Below are 16,469 nucleotides of genomic sequence, written 5' to 3'. Positions count from 1 at the left end.
GCACGTGACGTAGGAGCGGGCGTAGCTGGCGCGGGGGACAGGTGTTCGTCCTCCGCCAAATGACCAACGCCGGCGCCAAATAGTTCTTAGCGGTCCTGGCCTGCTGGGACTGGGCGGTAGCGGACGTTGATCTCGGTGGTGGGGTTGTTGCCGTTCAGGAGTTGGAGCTTGATCGGTGTGCCGCCGGGGTTGTCGAACAGGCGGATGCCGTTGCCGAGCAGGACGGGGGCTATGTGCAGGTCGATGTCGTCGATCAGGCCGAGTTCGAGGGCTTGACGGCCGATCGAGGCGGAGAGGATCTCGAGGTTCTTCCCAGAGGCGGCTTCGAGGCCGATCCGGATCGCCTCCGCCACGCCGCAGTTGAGGAACGTCGTGTTCGGGGTGGGCGGGGCGTCCTCGGGATGGTGGGTGAGGATGAACACCGGCGCCTGCCAGTCGCCGTCGTACGTCGAGTCGGCGTTGGGGAAGGCCTCGAAGCCGTCGCGGCCACCGAGGATGGCGCCGGTGGTGCTCATGTACTCCTCGGCGATGGGGCGCGCGTTGGTGATGCCCTCCATCCAGTCCATGGTGTGGTTCGGTCCGGCGACGAAACCGTCGAGCGACATCGTGAAGTGCCAAAGAACCTTCCCCGCGGCGACCTGCGGTTCGGTGTCCGGAATGACGGTGGTGGTCATCGAAATCTCCTGCTGTCGTGGTTGGCTGTTCCTCAATCCTCGGCGAGGATCGGTCTGGTTTGAAGGACCAGTCAGAAGCCCCCAGAGAGGACCAGTCAGGTTCAGTGGGCGCCGTAGGTGTCGTGCCATCTCCACCACTGGTACGGCGGGGTCTGCGGATAGCCGTCGGGGGAGTCCTCCCAGGTTTCCTGCCGGCCGAGTGCGGTCAGGTCGAGGTAGCTCCAGGTGCTGCCCATCGCTTCGTCACCACGGTCGTTGACGAAGTACGTGCGGAACACCTGGTCGCCGTCGCGGATGAACGCGTTCGTGCCATGCATTTCGGGGACGCCGAAGTCCGCGTCGAAGTCGTCGGTCAGGGTGTACCAGGGCATCGTCCAGCCCATCCGCGCCTTGAGCCGGGCGACGTCCGGCTGGGGTGCGCGCGATACGAAGACGAGCGCGGTGTCGCGGGCGTTCAGATGCGCGTGGTGCCCGACGTTGTCGGCCATCAGGGAGCAGCCGACGCACGCGTGATCGGGCCAGCCGGCCACGTCCGGCTCGAAGAAGGCGCGATAGACGATCAACTGACGAAGCCCGGTGAAGAGGTCGAGCAGGCTCACCCGGCCGTCCGGCCCGTCGAAGGCGTAGTCCTTCTCCACCGCCTGCCACGGCATGCGCCGGCGCTTCGCCGCTAGAGCGTCCTTGGCCCGGGTCACTTCCTTCTCCTGTACGAGCAGCTGCTGGCGCGCAGCCTCCCACTCCTGCGGTGACACGACCGGAGGCGCTGGGAACTGGTCCATGGTGTGTTCCTTCCGTCAATTCACGGAGCAGCGCCGGACTCGACGCCGTACTGGACGTCGGAGCAGCCGGCCGGACCTCGACATCCGGCGAACGGAAGACTCTCGTGGTTAGGGTGGACCAACTGGGTGAGGGGAGTGTCCGTGAGCCGATTGAGCCGGGACGACGTGCTGGAGTACTGCCTGGGGAAGGCGGGGGCCTGGCGGGACGAGCCGTGGGACGGGGATGTGGTGGCGAAGGTTGCGGAGAAGATCTTCGTGTTCTTGGGGACTGACAGTGTCGGGCTGAAATGTGGTGCCAACCGTGACGAGGCCGACGAGCTGGTGGCCGCCTATCCCGACGACGTTTCGAAGATGCCGTACATCGGGCGGTCGGGGTGGAACACGGTCCGGTTCGGTGGCGCCGTACCGGATGACGAGGTCCTCGAACTGATCGACGCGTCGTACGACACCGTCGTCTCCAAGCTTCCCAAGAGCCGTCGCCCGGTCTGAAGCTGAGCAGTTTGCCGGCAGTGGTCGGCGAGTCGGCGCGGCCCTCGGGAGGCGAATCTAGCCTCGGGGCATGACTGAGCTGTGGGGGAAGAAGGCGCTCGTAACGGGAGCGACGTCGGGGATCGGGCGGGCCATCGCGCGGAGTTTCGCGGCGGCCGGGGCAGAGGTGGTGGTGACCGGGCGGCGCGCCGAGCAGGGGGCCGAGACGGTTGCGCTGATCACCGCAGCCGGCGGGAAGGCGACGTACGTGCAGGCTGATCTCGGTGAGATCGCCGAGGTCGAGCGGTTGGCGCAGGTGGTCGGCGAGGTGGATGTCCTGGCCAACAATGCCGGGTACTACCCGATGGTCCCGACCGTCGCGCTCACCCCGGACGAGTACCAGCGCATCTACGACGTGAATCTGCGCAGCGCCTACTTCCTGACCGCCGCCATCGCACCGCGGATGGTGGCCAACGGCGGCGGCACGATCGTGAACACGTCCTCGATCGGTGCCCGGATCGGGATGCCGGTCGCCGCCGCGTACAGCGGGACCAAGGCGGCGCTCGAATCGATGACCAGGTCGTGGGCGGTCGAGTTCGGCCCGAACGTGCGGGTGAACGCGGTCTGTGCCGGCGGGGTCCGCACGGACGCGCTGCTGGCGATCATGCCGGAGGAGGCCCTGCGGGAGAGCAGTGCGCCGGCGCCGTTGGGACGCATCGGTACGCCGGAGGAGATCGCCGAGGTGGTGCTGTTTCTCGCGTCTCCGCGGTCGAGTTTCGTGACCGGCGCGGTAATAGTCGCGGATGGGGGGTACAGCGTTCCTTAGGCGGTGCGGACACCGTCCGTAACTATTCCCGAACCGCCCTGTGATCATTTCGACAGGCGGACACGTTGTCCTGGATTTGGAGTCTTGGTCCGCGACCCGTCAGACTAGGGGTGAAGAAGGGGAGTATTCCTTCGCGGCGGCATCGTCATCACGGCCGTGGGTTCGATCCCATGCCCGGTGTCGCCGGTCGGCCATGTGGTCGGCGGAAGAGACCTTCGGAGTCCTGTTTCGTCTGCGCTCCGGAGGTTACGTATGCACGTCGCTGACTATGTCTGGTACATCACGGTCGGTCTGCTGCTCGCTCTGCTGGCCTTCGATGTGTTCGTGATCGGCCGCCGTCCGCACGAACCGAGCACCCGCGAGTCGGCGATCGCCATCGCGTTCTACGTCGGTCTGGCCGTGGTCTTCGGGCTCGGCGTCTGGGTCTTCTCCGGTGGGCAGTACGCCGGTGAGTTCTTCGCCGGCTGGCTGACCGAGTACAGCCTGAGCGTGGACAACCTCTTCATCTTCCTGATCATCATGTCCAGGTTCGCGGTGCCGAGGAAGTATCAGCAGACCGCTCTGCTGGTCGGCATCATCCTGGCGCTGGTCTTCCGCGGCATCTTCATCGCCGTCGGCGCGGCCGCGATCAACCAGTTCTCCTGGATCTTCTACCTGTTCGGCGCGTTCCTGGTCTACACCGCGATCCACCTGGCCAAGCAGGGTGAGAACGACGATGACGACTACAAGGAGAACGCGGTCATCCGGTTCGCGAAGAAGCGGCTGAAGGCGACCGACGAGTACAACGGCGTCAAGCTGACGGTGGTGCAGAACGGCAAGCGCTTCGTCACCCCGATGGCGATCGTCATCATCGCGCTCGGCACCACCGACCTGCTCTTCGCGCTGGACTCGATCCCCGCGATCTACGGTCTCACCCAGGAGCCCTTCCTGGTCTTCACCGCGAACGTCTTCGCCCTGATGGGTCTGCGGCAGCTGTACTTCCTGCTCGGTGACCTGCTGCGGCGCCTGGTCTACCTGTCGCTCGGTCTGTCGGTCGTGCTCGCGTTCATCGGTGTGAAGCTCGTCCTGCACGCGATGCACGTGAACGAGCTGCCGTTCATCAACGGCGGTCACCACATCGAGTGGGCCCCGGAGATCCCGATCTGGTTCTCGCTCGGCTTCATCATCGTCACGCTCGGTATCACCACGGTCCTGAGCCTGCGCAAGTCCCGGAACACCCCGGCCGCGGTCGAGCCGGTCCAGGACGACGTACAGGACGTTCCGGCCCCGCAGTCCTCGGACGCCAACAAGGCCTAGAAGCGCGCGGCTGCGACCAGCATCCGCCGGCGCTCGTCGGGAAGCGGTTCGTCCTCGAGCCGCTTCCCGGTCTCGGAAGCATGCAGCATCCCTGTCGCGGAGACGAACCCGACGTGATGCACCGGCTTCCCCGGCCGGGCGAAGAAGTACAGGTCGCCGGGCTGCGCGTCGTCGATCGGGATGTTCTCCAGCGTGTCCGCCTGGTCGTGGGCGTCGCGGGGGATCCGCAGACCGAGCACGCGGCTGACAGTGTGCGTCAGCCCGGAGCAGTCCAGCCCGTACGCCGACGTGCCGCCCCACAGGTACTCCAGCCCGAGGAACAGCGCGCCGAGCCGCAACCGGTCCTCCGGAGTCGACGGCTCACCCACAACACGCAGTACGTCGTTCGCCAGCCAGCCTGACCCACCATCCGGAGTGGCCACCCGCGTGTACCCGTCCGCGTGCTCGACCGAGGCCAGCACCGTGCCGAAGGACAGCGTCATCACAGGTGCACCAACCGCCGGCTCTGAGAGCAGGGGCGCGGTCGGTACCGTCACCGCGACCGGATCGGTCGCACTGCCCGGCAGCTCACCCAGGTGGCTCGACGGCACCCAGCCCCGGTAGCCGAGCTCGTCACCCGACGACGGCTGCCACGGTGCACTGATCTCTGACCAACCATCGCGCTCGGAGCGGACCAGCACGGGTTCCGCGAACAGCAACTGGGACAGCGTCCGGCCGTGCAGGCCGAGGCGGCTCTCCCGGTCCATCGACTTCGCCCAGGCAGCCACATCGGGCTGTTCGGCGGTGGCGGGCGCGTCAACGTCACGGGGCGCGTCCGGTCCGGTCCACACCGTGCTGATCGGGACCTTGGCAGCGACAAGCTTCATACCGACAAGCCTGTCACGCCGAGACCAGGCTCAAACGGAAGACGGATCAGCGAGCCGTCGTACCGGATTCCACCGGTCACCGGTGCGTCACGGAGCCACCACGCCGCGTCGAGATCGTTGACCGCGGAGGTCGGGTAGGCGGCGACCAGAGCGGCTGCGGCACCGACCCCGACATGGCTCTCCATCATCGAGCCGACGATCGTCCGGATGCCGTGTTCCCGGGCGAGCTCCAGCAGGGTCCGGCCAGGTGCGAGCCCACCGCACTTGGCCAGCTTCACGTTGACCATGTCGGCGGCGCCGTGGCGGATCACCGCCACCAGGTCGCGGACGCCGTACACGGACTCGTCGGCGAGGATTGGGGTGTCGACCCGGTCGGTGACCCACGCCATCCCCTCGAGATCGGCGGCCACGACGGGCTGCTCGACCAGCTCGAGGTCGCAGTCCTCCAGTGCGCGGATGGCGGTCACCGCGTCGCGGCGAGACCAGCCCTGGTTCGCGTCGAGCCGCAACCGCGGCTCCGGCCCGATCGCGTCCCGGACCCGGCGGACGCGCTCCACATCGGCGGCCGCATCGGTGCCGACCTTGACCTTCAGTACGTCGAACCCGTCGGCGACCCGTGCCTTGGCGGCGGCTGCAAGTTCGTCCGCGGCACCGACCGAGAGCGTCACATCGGTCTGAACTGTGTCGACCGTCGAGCCGAGGAAGCCGTGCAGGCTGACACCGAGTCGCCGGGCGACCAGATCGTGCAGGGCGACATCGACCGCGCCCTTCGCGCCGAAGTTCCCGGCGACGGCGTTCTGCACGCGTCGCAGTGCCTCGGTGAGGTCGTCCGGGCTGAGTCCGTCCAGCGCGGCCGCGATCGGTCCCTCGACACAGGCCCGCGCGCCAGCGAGCGACTCGCCGGTCACCCTCCACACCTGCGGGGCCTCGCCCCAACCACTCAGCGAGCCGTCGCTCAGCTCGACCAACAGTGAGTCGGCGTGCGTCGCCGTACGGAGGGCGGTGATGAACGGCGTGTGCAGGGGAGCGGAGATGAGGTGAGTGGTGAGCTTCATCGGATCGCTCCCAGGTCGTGCCGGTGGTTCCAGGCCTCCAAGGCGATCTCCGCGATCAGTTGCTGGGCGCGTGCGTCCGGTAGGTCGGACGTCGTACAGACGACGAGCACGAACGGGTCCGCGTCCGGGGGCCGGACGATCCCGCCGTCGTGCCGGATCCGGACGTCCCAGCCGTTCTTGTGCTCGACGCGGGTGCCGGGCGGGAGCAGCGCCGGGATCTCGCCGTTCCACTGGTTGCCAGCGAGCAGGTCGCGAAGATATTCGTTGCTCACCGCAACGAGTACGCCGGCCAGCCCGGCCGGGCTCATCTCGTTGCTGATTCCGGCCGCCTGGGCCGCGCGGTCGTCGATCCCGCGGCGGATCGCGCTGGCGCCATCGCCGTACTCAGCCAGTACGGCGTGGGCCGCGTCGATGCCGACCTGTTCGAGGACAAGGTTGGTGGCGAGGTTGCTGGACCGCGTGATCATCTCGGTGGCGAGCCAGCCGAGCGGCACCTTCGTGCCGAGCTTCGTCCAGGTGGCCGGCGCCTCGTCCTCGTCCGGATTCACGCCGAACCGTCCGCCGGCCTGCGAAGCGAAGTCGTTGTGCACTTCGATGGGCCGGTCGAGCGTGAGCTCACCGGCGTCGATCTTGCGCTGCATCGCCATCGCGACCGGGAGTTTCATCGTGCTCGCGGAGTAGTGCGTCCGCCCCGCTTCGTGCTCGAACACCGGCGTGCCGTCCGCCCGCCCCAGCCACACCCCGAACTCGCCGCTGCCGTCGACCGCCCGGAGCAGTTCCGCAATACTCATAGCACCCAGCCTTGCATATTTCTTTCCTGGCCCACACTCGGCCCTGCACATTTATTACCTGGCAAACTTCTCCGGGTGTCCACAACTTTCGGGCTCTTGCTCGGGTTCGCCGCCGACCGGGTTCTCGGCGATCCGCGGCGTTTCCATCCGGTTGCAGGGTTCGGCCAGACCGCGGCCCGGCTGGAGTCACGCTGGTACGCCGACTCGCGGGCGGCCGGTACGGCGTACACGACTGCTCTGGTCGGTACGACGGCGCTCGTGGGAGTCGCGGTCGAGCGGCTGACGCGGGATCGGCCGGTCGTGCACACGCTCGTGACGGCCGCGGCCACCTGGGCCGTGCTGGGTGCTCGGAGTCTGGAGCGCGAGGCGGAGACCATGGCGGGGCTGCTGGAATCGAAAGACATCCCAGCGGCCCGTGATCGGCTCAGTCACCTGTGCGCACGTGATGCGACCCAGCTGGAAGCTGATGAGCTCGCCCGGGCGACGGTGGAGTCGATTGCGGAGAACACCTCGGATGCGTGTGTTGCGCCGCTCCTGTGGGGCGGAGTGCTCGGAGTGCCCGGGCTGCTGGCGTACCGGGCGATCAACACGCTGGATGCGATGGTCGGATACCGGTCGCCGAAGTACGCGAACTTCGGGTGGGCGTCCGCGCGGCTGGACGATCTGGTGAACCTCCTGCCGGCGCGGGCGTGCGCCGTACTGACTGGGGTTGTTTCCAACCGCTATGGCGACGTACGGCGGGTGTGGAAGCGCGATGCGCCGCAGCACCCGAGTCCGAACGCCGGTCCGGTCGAAGCGGCCTTCGCGGGCGCACTGGGGCTGTCACTTGGTGGCACGAACAGCTATGGGACCTACAGCGAGGACCGGGGGACGCTGGGCGACGGTCCGACGCCGACAGTCGCCGACGTACGACGTACTGCCGTGCTGGCGCGGCGAGTCGGGGTGGCCGCTGTCGGTGCGGCCGCAATGCTGGCTCTGGTACGGAAGGGGCGACCATGGGGCTGAGTAAGCGGCCGGTGCGGATTGCGTTGATCCGGCACGGCGAGTCCGAGGCGAACCTGGACAAGTCGATCTACGAGCGGGTCCCGGACCACTCCGTCGCGTTGACTGCCCACGGGTGGGAGCAGGCGGCTCGCGCCGGCCAGGAGTTGCGGAAGGTCTTCGACAATGAGCCGATCCGGGTTTACGTGTCGCCGTACCTGCGCACACTCCAGACGCTCAAGGGACTCGAGCTCGACGACCTGATCGGGATCGCGCGCGAGGAACCGCGGCTGCGGGAGCAGGACTGGGCGAACTTCCAGGACACCGAGGACATCGAGCGGCAGGAGCGGTTGCGGGACTCGTACGGGCACTTCTTCTACCGGTTCACCCATGGTGAGTCGGGGTCGGACGTGTACGACCGGGTATCGAGTTTCCTGGAGACCATGCACCGGGACTTCGAGCAGGCGGACGCACCACGCAACGTGCTGCTGGTGTCACACGGGCTGACCATGCGGCTGTTCTGCATGCGGTGGTTCCACTGGTCGGTCAAGTACTTCGAGACGCTGCGGAATCCGGCGAACGCGGAAACCCGCGTGCTGCTGCGGCAGCCCGACTACCGGTACAAATTGGATCGACCCTTCGAGCACTGGACGACGGCGTACCAACCGAATGAGCGGGAGCAGGCGGCATGGTTGTAGAGCAGACCCGGGAAGCGGCCATCGATCTGCTGCGGAGTCTGAGTCCGGAGCAGCGGGAGCTGGCTCAGGCGGCCTTTGACACCCCAGACCACCAGGAGTGGACCTATCTGCCGGGGGAGCGGCCGGGACTGCCGTTGTCCGCGCTGACGCCGGCACAGCAGCAGTTGGCGCTCCGGCTGATCGCACTGGGCTGCAGTGAGCGCGGACTGGCCGACGCACTCGGCGTACTGGACGCGGAGGTGATCCTGCGCGGTATCCCGGCGCTACCGGAGTCGGGGAACTGGGAGGGCACTGTCCTGGGCGGCCGCTACTACCTGCGGATCCTGGGGGACCCTGCCTGCTTTGAGCCGTGGGCGTGGCGGCTGAACGGTCACCACCTCGCGATCCACCTGACACTGGTCGACGGTGCGATCTCTTTCACCCCGTCCTTCATCGGCTCCAATCCAGCCGTCGCACCGTCGGGCCGCCGCTTCCTGGCCGGGGAGGGCGACCTGGGCTTCCAGCTCCTGCACGCCCTCGACGACAGCCAGCGCGCGGTCGCCGTCGTCTCACCCGACGCGCCCGACGACATCCTCACCCGCCACGACCCGGTCGCCGACCCGTCGCTGCTGCACCGCGGGCTCGCGTACGGCGACATGACCGCCGACCAGCGCCAGATCCTCAGCCTCCTGGTCGGCCAGTACGTCAGCCGCGCGGCCGGCCCGATCGGCCTCCAGACCTGGCAGGACCTGACCGAGCAAGGCATCGAGAACCTCACCTTCGCCTGGGCCGGCGAAACCACCCCCGGTATCGGCCACCGCCACTACTACTCCCTGGCCGCCCCCACCTTCCTGGCCGAGTACGACAACACCCAGGACAACGCCAACCACATCCACTCCGTCTGGCGCTCCCACCGCTCCGACTGGGGCACCGACCTCCTAGCCGCCCACTACGCCCACCACCGCTGACCTCACCAAACCCGCCGCTGGCCCTCCGACAACCCGAACTCGCCCAGCTCGACGCTCCGCCGGAGCCGCCTCCGCCGGTACGGCGCCACGATCTCGAGCGCGATCCCCTCCCGATGCTCGGCCTCGACCCGGATGCCGTCGGTCCACCCGTCCTCGTCGATCCGCACATCCGCGACGACCGCCACCGCGGCCACCTCGTCACGCTGCGCGCGCAGTCCGTCCCACAGCACGTCGAAGATCCGGCTGATGTCCGGTTCTTCGTAGGTCATCTCAACCGAGGCGACGCCTTCCGCTGTCACGGTGACGGCGAATGGGTTGAAGCCGCCCTGCTTGGCGACCTGCATCTCGGCGAGTTCGAGCGCCGCTTCGAACAGGTCGTCGAGTGCTTCCTGAGCCTCCTCCGAAGCGGTGTCGCGCCACGAGTCCACTTGTTCGGCCTTCCCTCCGGTGAGCGTGATGTGTTCCGCATCCTGCCAGGGCGGGAGTCGGATAGGGTTCAGGCGTCAAGCGACAGCTGTGCAGGAACCCGGTGTGAGTCCGGGGCGGTCCCGCCACTGTGACCCAAGTATTGGGGAGCCAGGAACTGCTGCTGTCGCACCTCCGGCCGGGGCGTGGATACCTCGAGGAAGGACCGGTTCAGCGTGCCTGCGAACCTTTTGCTGTTGTCTACTGCCGACACTGACCTACTGGCCGCGGCGGAGGCGGGGGCCGGCTGGAAGGTCGCGAACCCGGCCCGGCTGACGCTGGACGAGCTTGCTCCGCTGCTGGACGCCGCCCAGATCGTCGTGGTGCGGCTGCTGGGTGGTAAGCGGGCGTGGGAGGACGGGCTGGACGCGGTCCTCGCGTCCGGGAAGCCAGCGGTGGTGGTCAGTGGTGAGGCGGCGCCTGATGCGGAGCTGATGTCGCTGTCGACCGTGCCTGCGGGTGCGGTGACCGAGGCGCTGGCGTACCTGCGGGAGGGCGGCGCGGACAACCTCCGGAACCTGGCCGGCTTCCTGAGCGACACCATCCTGCTCACCGGCGACGAGTTCGACCCGCCTGCCGCACTTCCGGCGTACGGCGTCCGTGGGACCTTCACCGAAGACGACCGGCCGGTGGTCGGCATCGTCTACTACCGCGCGCACGAGATCGCCGGGAACACGGCGTTCGTCGACACGCTCGCGGCCGCGGTCGAGGCGGCTGGTGCGCAACCCCTGCCCGTGTACTGCGGGACGCTGCGCGGGCTTGACCCCACGAGCGATGAGAACGCCGGACTGTTCGAGCTGCTGCGGAAGTGCGACGTACTGGTCACCACGCTGCTCGCGGCCGGGGGATCCGTTGCCGCGAACGCCAGCGCCGGTGGTTCGGACGACGCTTGGGATGCCGGAGCGCTCGCGTCGCTCGATATCCCGTTGATCCAAGGCCTCGCGCTGACCTCGACCCGGGAGCAGTGGCTGGCCAGTGACGCGGCGATCAGCCCGCTCGACGCCGCCACCCAGGTCGCGATCCCCGAGTTCGACGGCCGGATCATCACGATCCCGTTCTCCTTCAAGTCGTACGACGCCGACGGGCTGGCCCGCTATGCGCCGGACCCCGAGCGGTGCACCCGGCTGGCCGGGATCGCGGTCGCGCATGCCCGCCTGCGGCACGTCCCGGTGGCGGAGAAGAAGCTCGCGCTGGTGCTCTCGTCGTACCCGACCAAGCACGCCCGGATCGGCAACGCCGTCGGACTCGACACGCCGGCCTCGGCGGTTCAGCTGCTCGGCAAGTTGGCGGAGGCCGGGTACGACCTGGGCGGCCTCGACCTCGCCGAGTTGCAGGGCGCTGACGGTGCCGACGGGCTGATCCACCGGCTGATCGCGGCAGGCGGTCACGACGTCGACTGGCTGACCGACGAGCAGCTCGCCTCCGCGGTGGCGACCATCCCGCTGTCGACGTACGCGAAGTGGTTCGGTCAGGTGCCCGAAACGTTGCAGGAGGCAATGACCGAGGCGTGGGGTGAGGCGCCCGGATCCCTGTACGTCGACACGTCCGGACCCGAGACCGCGATTGCGCTGGCCGCGCTCCGATTCGGCAACGTCGTACTGATGATCCAGCCGCCGCGTGGTTTCGGCGAGAACCCGGTCGCGATCTACCACGACCCCGACATGGCACCGTCGCACCACTACCTGGCGGCGTACCGGTGGCTCGAGAACGCTCCGGCCGACGGCGGTTTCGGGGCGCACGCCGTCGTGCACCTCGGTAAGCACGGGACGCTGGAATGGCTGCCTGGCAAGGGGATCGGGATGGCGGCCGACTGCGCGCCGGACGCCGTGCTGGGGAACCTCCCGATGGTCTACCCGTTCATCGTCAACGACCCAGGTGAGGGCACGCAGGCCAAGCGGCGCGCGCACGCGGTTGTCGTCGACCACTTGGTGCCGCCGATGGCGCGGGCCGAGACGTACGGCGACATGGCCAAGCTGGAATACCTGCTCGACGAGTACGCGACCGTCCAGGCGCTCGACCCGGAGAAGGTGCCGACGCTGCGGGCGCAGATCTGGACGCTGATCCAGGCCGCGCAGTTGCACCACGATCTGCACACTGACGAGAAGCCTGATGATGAGGCGTTCGACGAGTTCGTGCTGCATCTCGATGGCTATCTGTGTGAGATCAAGGACGTGCAGATCCGCGACGGGCTGCACATTCTCGGTGGTGTCCCGGCTGACGAGGCCCGGATCAACCTGGTCCTCGCCGTCCTGCGGGCGCGGCAGCTGTGGGGCGGTTCGTACTCGATCCCCGGTCTGCGGACCGCGCTGGGGGACACCTTCGGTGTCGACGAGGCCGAGCTGCTCGCGAACCCCGGCCTCGCCGCTGAGCTGACCGATCTCGCCACGCTGACCGATCTGCCGGCGGTGAGTGCCGCCGATGGCGTCGACATCCTGGAAGCGGTTGCGCGCAAGCTGGTCGTCGCGATGGAGACCCTGAACTGGGACGCGGCGAAGGTGCCGGTCGTCGTCACCGAGGTGATCGGCCGGTCGTCCGCCGCGGTCGAGTCCTCGCTGACGTTCGCCGCTGAGGAAGTTGTCCCGCGGTTGAATCGCACGGACGACGAGCTCACCAACGTGTTGCGTGCCTTGGACGGCCGGTTTGTCGAGGCAGGACCGTCGGGTTCGCCGACGCGTGGCCTGGTGAACGTGCTGCCGACCGGCCGGAACTTCTACGCCGTCGACCCGAAGGCGATCCCGAGCCGGAACGCCTGGGACGTCGGCGTCGCGCTCGCCGACTCGCTGCTGGCGCGGCATCAGGCCGAGACCGGCGAATGGCCGCGCTCGGTCGGCCTCACTGTCTGGGGTACGTCGGCGATGCGGACCCAGGGCGACGACCTGGCCGAGGTGCTCTGGCTGCTCGGTTGCCGCCCGGTCTGGGACGAGGCCTCCCGGCGCGTCACCGGCTTCGAGGTTGTCTCACTGGAGGAGCTCGGACGACCGCGGATCGACGTCACGATCCGGATCTCCGGCTTCTTCCGGGATGCCTTCCCGCACGTCGTCGCGCTGCTCGACGAAGCGGTCCGGACAGTGGCCGCGCTGGACGAGGATGCCGCCGACAACTATCTACGGGCCCATGTCAACGATGACGTTGCCGCGGGCAACGACGTACGGTCGGCAACCGCTCGTGTCTTCGGTTCCAAGCCGGGCTCGTACGGCGCCGGCCTGCTCCCGCTCGTGGACGCGCGGAACTGGCGGACCGACGCCGAGCTGGCCGAGGTGTACGCGGTCTGGGGCGGGTACGCGTACGGCAAGGATCTGGACGGCGCCGAGGCGCGCGGGTCGATGGAGCGTGCGTACGCGCGGATCCAGGTCGCCGCGAAGAACGCGGACACCCGTGAGCACGACATCATGGATTCCGACGACTACTTCCAGTACCACGGCGGCATGATCGCGATGGTCCGGCACCTGACCGGTTCCAATCCGAAGGCCTATGTCGGCGACTCCGCCGTACCAGCTCAGGTCAAGACGCGGACGCTGGAAGAGGAGACGAAGCGGGTCTTCCGGGCCCGGGTGGTGAACCCGCGGTGGATGGCCGCGATGCGGCGGCACGGGTACAAGGGTGCCTTCGAGATGGCGGCGACCGTCGACTACCTCTTCGGGTACGACGCGACCGCGGGGGTGGTCGACGACTGGATGTACGAGACGCTCACCACCGAGTACGTCGCGGACCCGGAGATGGCCGAGTTCTTCCGCAAGTCCAACCCCTGGGCGCGGCACGGGATCGCCGAGCGGCTGCTCGAGGCCGCGCAGCGCGGGTTGTGGGCCGAGCCGTCCGCCGAGGCGCTGGAAACCCTGCGGAACGCAGTCCTTGAGACGGAGGGTGACATCGAGGACCGCGGCTGATTGGGTGGAGGTATGGCGCGGATCCTGATCACCAACGATGACGGTTTCCAGGCTCCCGGGATCCGCGCGCTCGCTCCGGCGATCGCGGAACTCGGGCACGACGTGGTCGTGGTGGCACCGCTCGACGACCAGAGCGGGGTCGGCTCCGCGCGGGCCGGCCTGGTCGATCGCCCGATCCGGACGGTGACCGAGGACGAGCACGGGATCGCGTACCGCGGAGTGGCCGGGACACCGGCCCTCGCGGTGACGCTGGCGACTCTCGGTTCCTTCGGCCCGGCGCCGGATCTGGTGCTGTCGGGAATCAATCGCGGGCACAACATCGGCATCCCGATCTTCCACTCGGGAACGGTGGCCGCGGCCTTGACGGCGGCCGGGCAGGGCATGTCGGCGGTCGCGATCAGCATCGACAGCGAGGACCCGGTGCACTGGTCGACCGCGGCAACGATGGCAGCCGAAGCACTCGGCTGGATCGCCTCCGAACCGGCCGGCACCGTGCTGAGCCTGAACGTGCCCGACCGTCCACTCGACGAACTGTCCGGCGTACGGCACGCGACGCTGGCGCCGATCAAGAACTCGCGCCTGATGAGTACGACGGCGCCGACGGGCGAGCCGATGATCACGCTGGAGCCGGACCGCTCCGACGTACCCCCGGGCAGCGACAAGGCGTTGCTGCGCGCGGGCTACGTGACGGTCAGCCCGCTGGTCGGCATCCGCGTGCTCCCCGACGAGGACGCGGCAACCGCGCTGGCGAAGCGGCTGTCGTCGTACCGATGAAGATCAACGGCACCAACCTGTACGTCGACCAGTACGGCGCCCCGGGTTCGCCGCCGTTGCTGTTCATTCACGGTCACGGTGGCGGCTACCACTGGACGCAGTGTCAGGGCTCGCGACTCGGTTCGCAGCTGCACGTGATCGCTCCGGACCAGCGTGGCGTCCTGCGCTCGGACCCGACCGACCTCGAGATCCGGATGGACCTCCTGATCGACGACTTCGAGGAACTCCGCCGCCAACTCGGCATCGACCGATGGGCGATCCTCGGTCACTCGGCAGGTGGCAACTACGCCGTCGAGTACGCGATCCGGCATCCCGACGCGGTCACCGCCGTCGTCTTCGACTGCCCCTGCTGGGACTTCGACGCCAACGACCGCTACCGCCTCCCCGTCTTCGCCGACCTCTACGACGCCGCCGGCGACCCAGCCACCGCCGCCCGCTGCCGAGACCTGGCAGCCCAGCCCCACCGCCTCACCCCCGAAGACAAAACCTACGAACTCGCCTTCGGCCTCGGCGAAGCCTTCCAGGACCTCTCCTGGTACGACCCGTCCCGCCGCCCCGCCTTCGAGCAACTAGGCCGCGACGCAGGTTTCACCGAAGAGATGTGGTCCCGCGCCTACAGCCACCTCCCCACCCTCGCCGACCTCTACACCTCCAAACTCGGCAGGCTCGCGGACATCCAGCACCCCACCCTCCTCATCAAAGGCCTCAAAGACCCCGCCACCGACCCCCACTCGGTCCAGACCTACCGGAACACAGGCCGCCCAGCCGTCACCTTCACCCACTCCGGCCATTTCCCCCACTACGAGGAGCCGGCGCTGTACGCGGAGGTTGTGCTGGGGTTCTTGTCGGTAACGACACGTAGAGGTCTTTAAGCCGCCCGATCCGGAGCCACCGCCAGGCGTGAGCTGGCCTGGTCGAGTGCACCACTACGTGTTCTTAGCGACACGGCGGCCCGCACCGTGTCGATCACCCAGGCTGGATCCAGCAGGATCTGTTTGTAGGTGAACCTGAGCACCAGCCAGCCCGCGGCAACCAGATCGTCGTACCGCCGGCAGTCGGCGGCGAAGGCCGTAGCATCGCCGTGGAATGCATACCCCTCGACCTCGAGCGCGAGCCTCAGCGGCCGGCTTCCGAGATCCACCCGGCCGATGAAGCCAAGGGCGTTGTGCACGACGACCTGCGGCTCGAACTCCGTGAACCCGGCCGAGATCAGCAGCCCCCGGAACACCGACTCCAGAAAGCTCTCCGCGAGCGCTGTGGCCGCCGCCGCGACCTGCAGGGCCATCGGACGACCGAAGCCGCGCATCTCAGCTGCTGCATTTTCGAGCTCGGCCTGACTCAGCCGCCTGGTCCGGAGAGCTGCATCGGCGACCGCGAGCGCCTCGCCGAACGGCAGGATCCGGGCGCAGTCGATGACGGTTCGGAGCAGCGTCGTGGTCCGCGCCAGTCGCTCGTCGCCTGTCACCGGTCCCCAATGCAGCACCGCCGGCCGACCGCGTCGAGCGCGACGGTCGACCGGGACGGTGACGTGCGGCATCTCGGGGTGGGCGAGCAGCGGCAGCCCCCACAGGTGAGCGGCGCTCACGTGGGAGGCGACGCCGTCGTAGGCGAGCGCCGCGAGCCGGTGCGGCCCGAGGGAAGGCAACGCATAGTGCCCACGCGCGACGCGCTCCAGCTCTCCGCACTGGACGGCGGCTCGCAACTTCCGCTCGGTGGTGAGCTGCAGAAGCTGTGCCGCGTGGGCCGAACCGCCCAGCCGGGCCACGATGTCGATGAGGGAATCCACCCTATGAGCGTGCCGGATCTCGCCGAATCGCGGCTGGAGTTATCCACAGGCGTCGGTAAGGACACGTAGAGGTACCGAGTTCCGCGGTGGGACACGCTCAGCCGGGTGGCCTCCGCACTGCTCGGAGGTACTACTACGTGTCCTTACCTACAGGTACCCGAACAGATCCGCGGTGGAGG

The 16,469-nt window shown here is 68.2% G+C and carries 16 protein-coding genes and 1 riboswitch; of the genes, 9 read left to right on the top strand and 7 right to left on the bottom strand.

Features of this window, described 5'->3' with window-relative positions; genetic code table 11:
• Window positions 1–86: 86 nt before the first annotated feature.
• On the bottom strand, window positions 87–674 hold the full coding sequence (locus tag E1261_RS33480; RefSeq protein WP_132413694.1) for a dihydrofolate reductase family protein: 588 nt from the start codon (window positions 672–674) through the stop codon (window positions 87–89).
• A 101-nt stretch (window positions 675–775) separates the two neighbouring features.
• Window positions 776–1,453, bottom strand: a complete 678-nt coding sequence (locus E1261_RS33475) for a DUF899 domain-containing protein (protein ID WP_132413693.1) — start codon at window positions 1,451–1,453, stop codon at window positions 776–778.
• A 141-nt stretch (window positions 1,454–1,594) separates the two neighbouring features.
• On the opposite strand from E1261_RS33475, the gene E1261_RS33470 reads away from it, so the two are divergent.
• From E1261_RS33470 to E1261_RS33460, 3 genes are all read left to right on the top strand, one after another.
• Window positions 1,595–1,942: an MmcQ/YjbR family DNA-binding protein gene (locus E1261_RS33470; protein ID WP_238176584.1), complete on the top strand. Its 348-nt coding sequence runs from the start codon at window positions 1,595–1,597 to the stop codon at window positions 1,940–1,942.
• 70 nt (window positions 1,943–2,012) lie between these two features.
• A complete protein-coding gene (locus E1261_RS33465; protein WP_132413692.1) occupies window positions 2,013–2,747 on the top strand; it encodes an SDR family NAD(P)-dependent oxidoreductase in 735 nt (244 codons plus the stop codon).
• Between the two features lie 252 nt (window positions 2,748–2,999).
• Window positions 3,000–4,043 (top strand): TerC family protein, encoded by a 1,044-nt coding sequence (locus tag E1261_RS33460; protein WP_132413691.1) that lies wholly within the window; start codon window positions 3,000–3,002, stop codon window positions 4,041–4,043.
• Here E1261_RS33460 and E1261_RS33455 read toward each other — a convergent pair.
• The 3 genes from E1261_RS33455 to E1261_RS33445 are packed head-to-tail and all read right to left on the bottom strand — an operon-like array spanning window position 4,040 to window position 6,755.
• A complete protein-coding gene (locus E1261_RS33455) occupies window positions 4,040–4,909 on the bottom strand; it encodes a C40 family peptidase (protein ID WP_132413690.1) in 870 nt (289 codons plus the stop codon). The genes E1261_RS33460 and E1261_RS33455 overlap by 4 nt on opposite strands.
• Window positions 4,906–5,964, bottom strand: coding sequence for a mandelate racemase/muconate lactonizing enzyme family protein (locus E1261_RS33450; RefSeq protein ID WP_132413689.1), 1,059 nt, complete (start codon window positions 5,962–5,964; stop codon window positions 4,906–4,908). Before E1261_RS33450 ends, E1261_RS33455 begins: the two co-directional genes overlap by 4 nt.
• Window positions 5,961–6,755 (bottom strand): serine hydrolase, encoded by a 795-nt coding sequence (locus tag E1261_RS33445; protein ID WP_132413688.1) that lies wholly within the window; start codon window positions 6,753–6,755, stop codon window positions 5,961–5,963. Before E1261_RS33445 ends, E1261_RS33450 begins: the two co-directional genes overlap by 4 nt.
• 75 nt (window positions 6,756–6,830) lie before the next feature.
• Between E1261_RS33445 and E1261_RS33440 the strand changes: the two genes are divergently transcribed.
• Genes E1261_RS33440 through E1261_RS33430 form a run of 3 tightly spaced genes read left to right on the top strand, consistent with a single transcriptional unit; the run spans window position 6,831 to window position 9,381 of the window.
• A complete protein-coding gene (locus E1261_RS33440; RefSeq protein WP_132413687.1) occupies window positions 6,831–7,760 on the top strand; it encodes a cobalamin biosynthesis protein in 930 nt (309 codons plus the stop codon).
• Window positions 7,751–8,434: a phosphoglycerate mutase family protein gene (locus E1261_RS33435; protein ID WP_132413686.1), complete on the top strand. Its 684-nt coding sequence runs from the start codon at window positions 7,751–7,753 to the stop codon at window positions 8,432–8,434. The genes E1261_RS33440 and E1261_RS33435 overlap by 10 nt, the downstream gene beginning before the upstream one ends.
• Window positions 8,425–9,381 carry a DUF3500 domain-containing protein gene (locus E1261_RS33430; protein WP_132413685.1) on the top strand — a complete coding sequence of 319 codons (957 nt, stop codon included), beginning with the start codon at window positions 8,425–8,427 and terminating at the stop codon, window positions 9,379–9,381. The genes E1261_RS33435 and E1261_RS33430 overlap by 10 nt, the downstream gene beginning before the upstream one ends.
• A 2-nt stretch (window positions 9,382–9,383) precedes the next feature.
• Here E1261_RS33430 and E1261_RS33425 read toward each other — a convergent pair whose 3' ends face one another.
• Window positions 9,384–9,809, bottom strand: a complete 426-nt coding sequence (locus E1261_RS33425) for a hypothetical protein (RefSeq protein WP_132413684.1) — start codon at window positions 9,807–9,809, stop codon at window positions 9,384–9,386.
• Window positions 9,810–9,900: 91 nt separating this feature from the next.
• A riboswitch (cobalamin riboswitch) is annotated at window positions 9,901–9,967 on the top strand.
• Window positions 9,968–10,022: 55 nt separating this feature from the next.
• Here E1261_RS33425 and cobN point away from each other — a divergent pair.
• The 3 genes from cobN to E1261_RS33410 are packed head-to-tail and all read left to right on the top strand — an operon-like array spanning window position 10,023 to window position 15,376.
• The gene (gene cobN, locus E1261_RS33420; RefSeq protein ID WP_202875255.1) at window positions 10,023–13,730 is read left to right on the top strand and encodes a cobaltochelatase subunit CobN; all 3,708 of its coding nucleotides are present in this window, start codon (window positions 10,023–10,025) and stop codon (window positions 13,728–13,730) included.
• A 12-nt stretch (window positions 13,731–13,742) separates the two neighbouring features.
• Window positions 13,743–14,504, top strand: a complete 762-nt coding sequence (surE, locus tag E1261_RS33415) for a 5'/3'-nucleotidase SurE (protein WP_132413683.1) — start codon at window positions 13,743–13,745, stop codon at window positions 14,502–14,504.
• The gene (locus E1261_RS33410; RefSeq protein WP_132413682.1) at window positions 14,501–15,376 is read left to right on the top strand and encodes an alpha/beta fold hydrolase; all 876 of its coding nucleotides are present in this window, start codon (window positions 14,501–14,503) and stop codon (window positions 15,374–15,376) included. The genes surE and E1261_RS33410 overlap by 4 nt, the downstream gene beginning before the upstream one ends.
• On the opposite strand, the gene E1261_RS33405 is transcribed toward E1261_RS33410, so the two are convergent.
• Entirely contained in the window at window positions 15,373–16,290 is a 918-nt protein-coding gene (locus tag E1261_RS33405; protein ID WP_132413681.1) for a DUF559 domain-containing protein, read from the bottom strand. The genes E1261_RS33410 and E1261_RS33405 overlap by 4 nt on opposite strands.
• Window positions 16,291–16,469: the final 179 nt, after the last annotated feature.

The sequence above is a fragment of the Kribbella albertanoniae genome, assembly GCF_004348455.1.
Taxonomy (GTDB): domain Bacteria; phylum Actinomycetota; class Actinomycetes; order Propionibacteriales; family Kribbellaceae; genus Kribbella; species Kribbella albertanoniae.
Note: the sequence above shows the minus strand (reverse complement) of the source record. Positions and strands in the feature narration are given on the sequence as shown.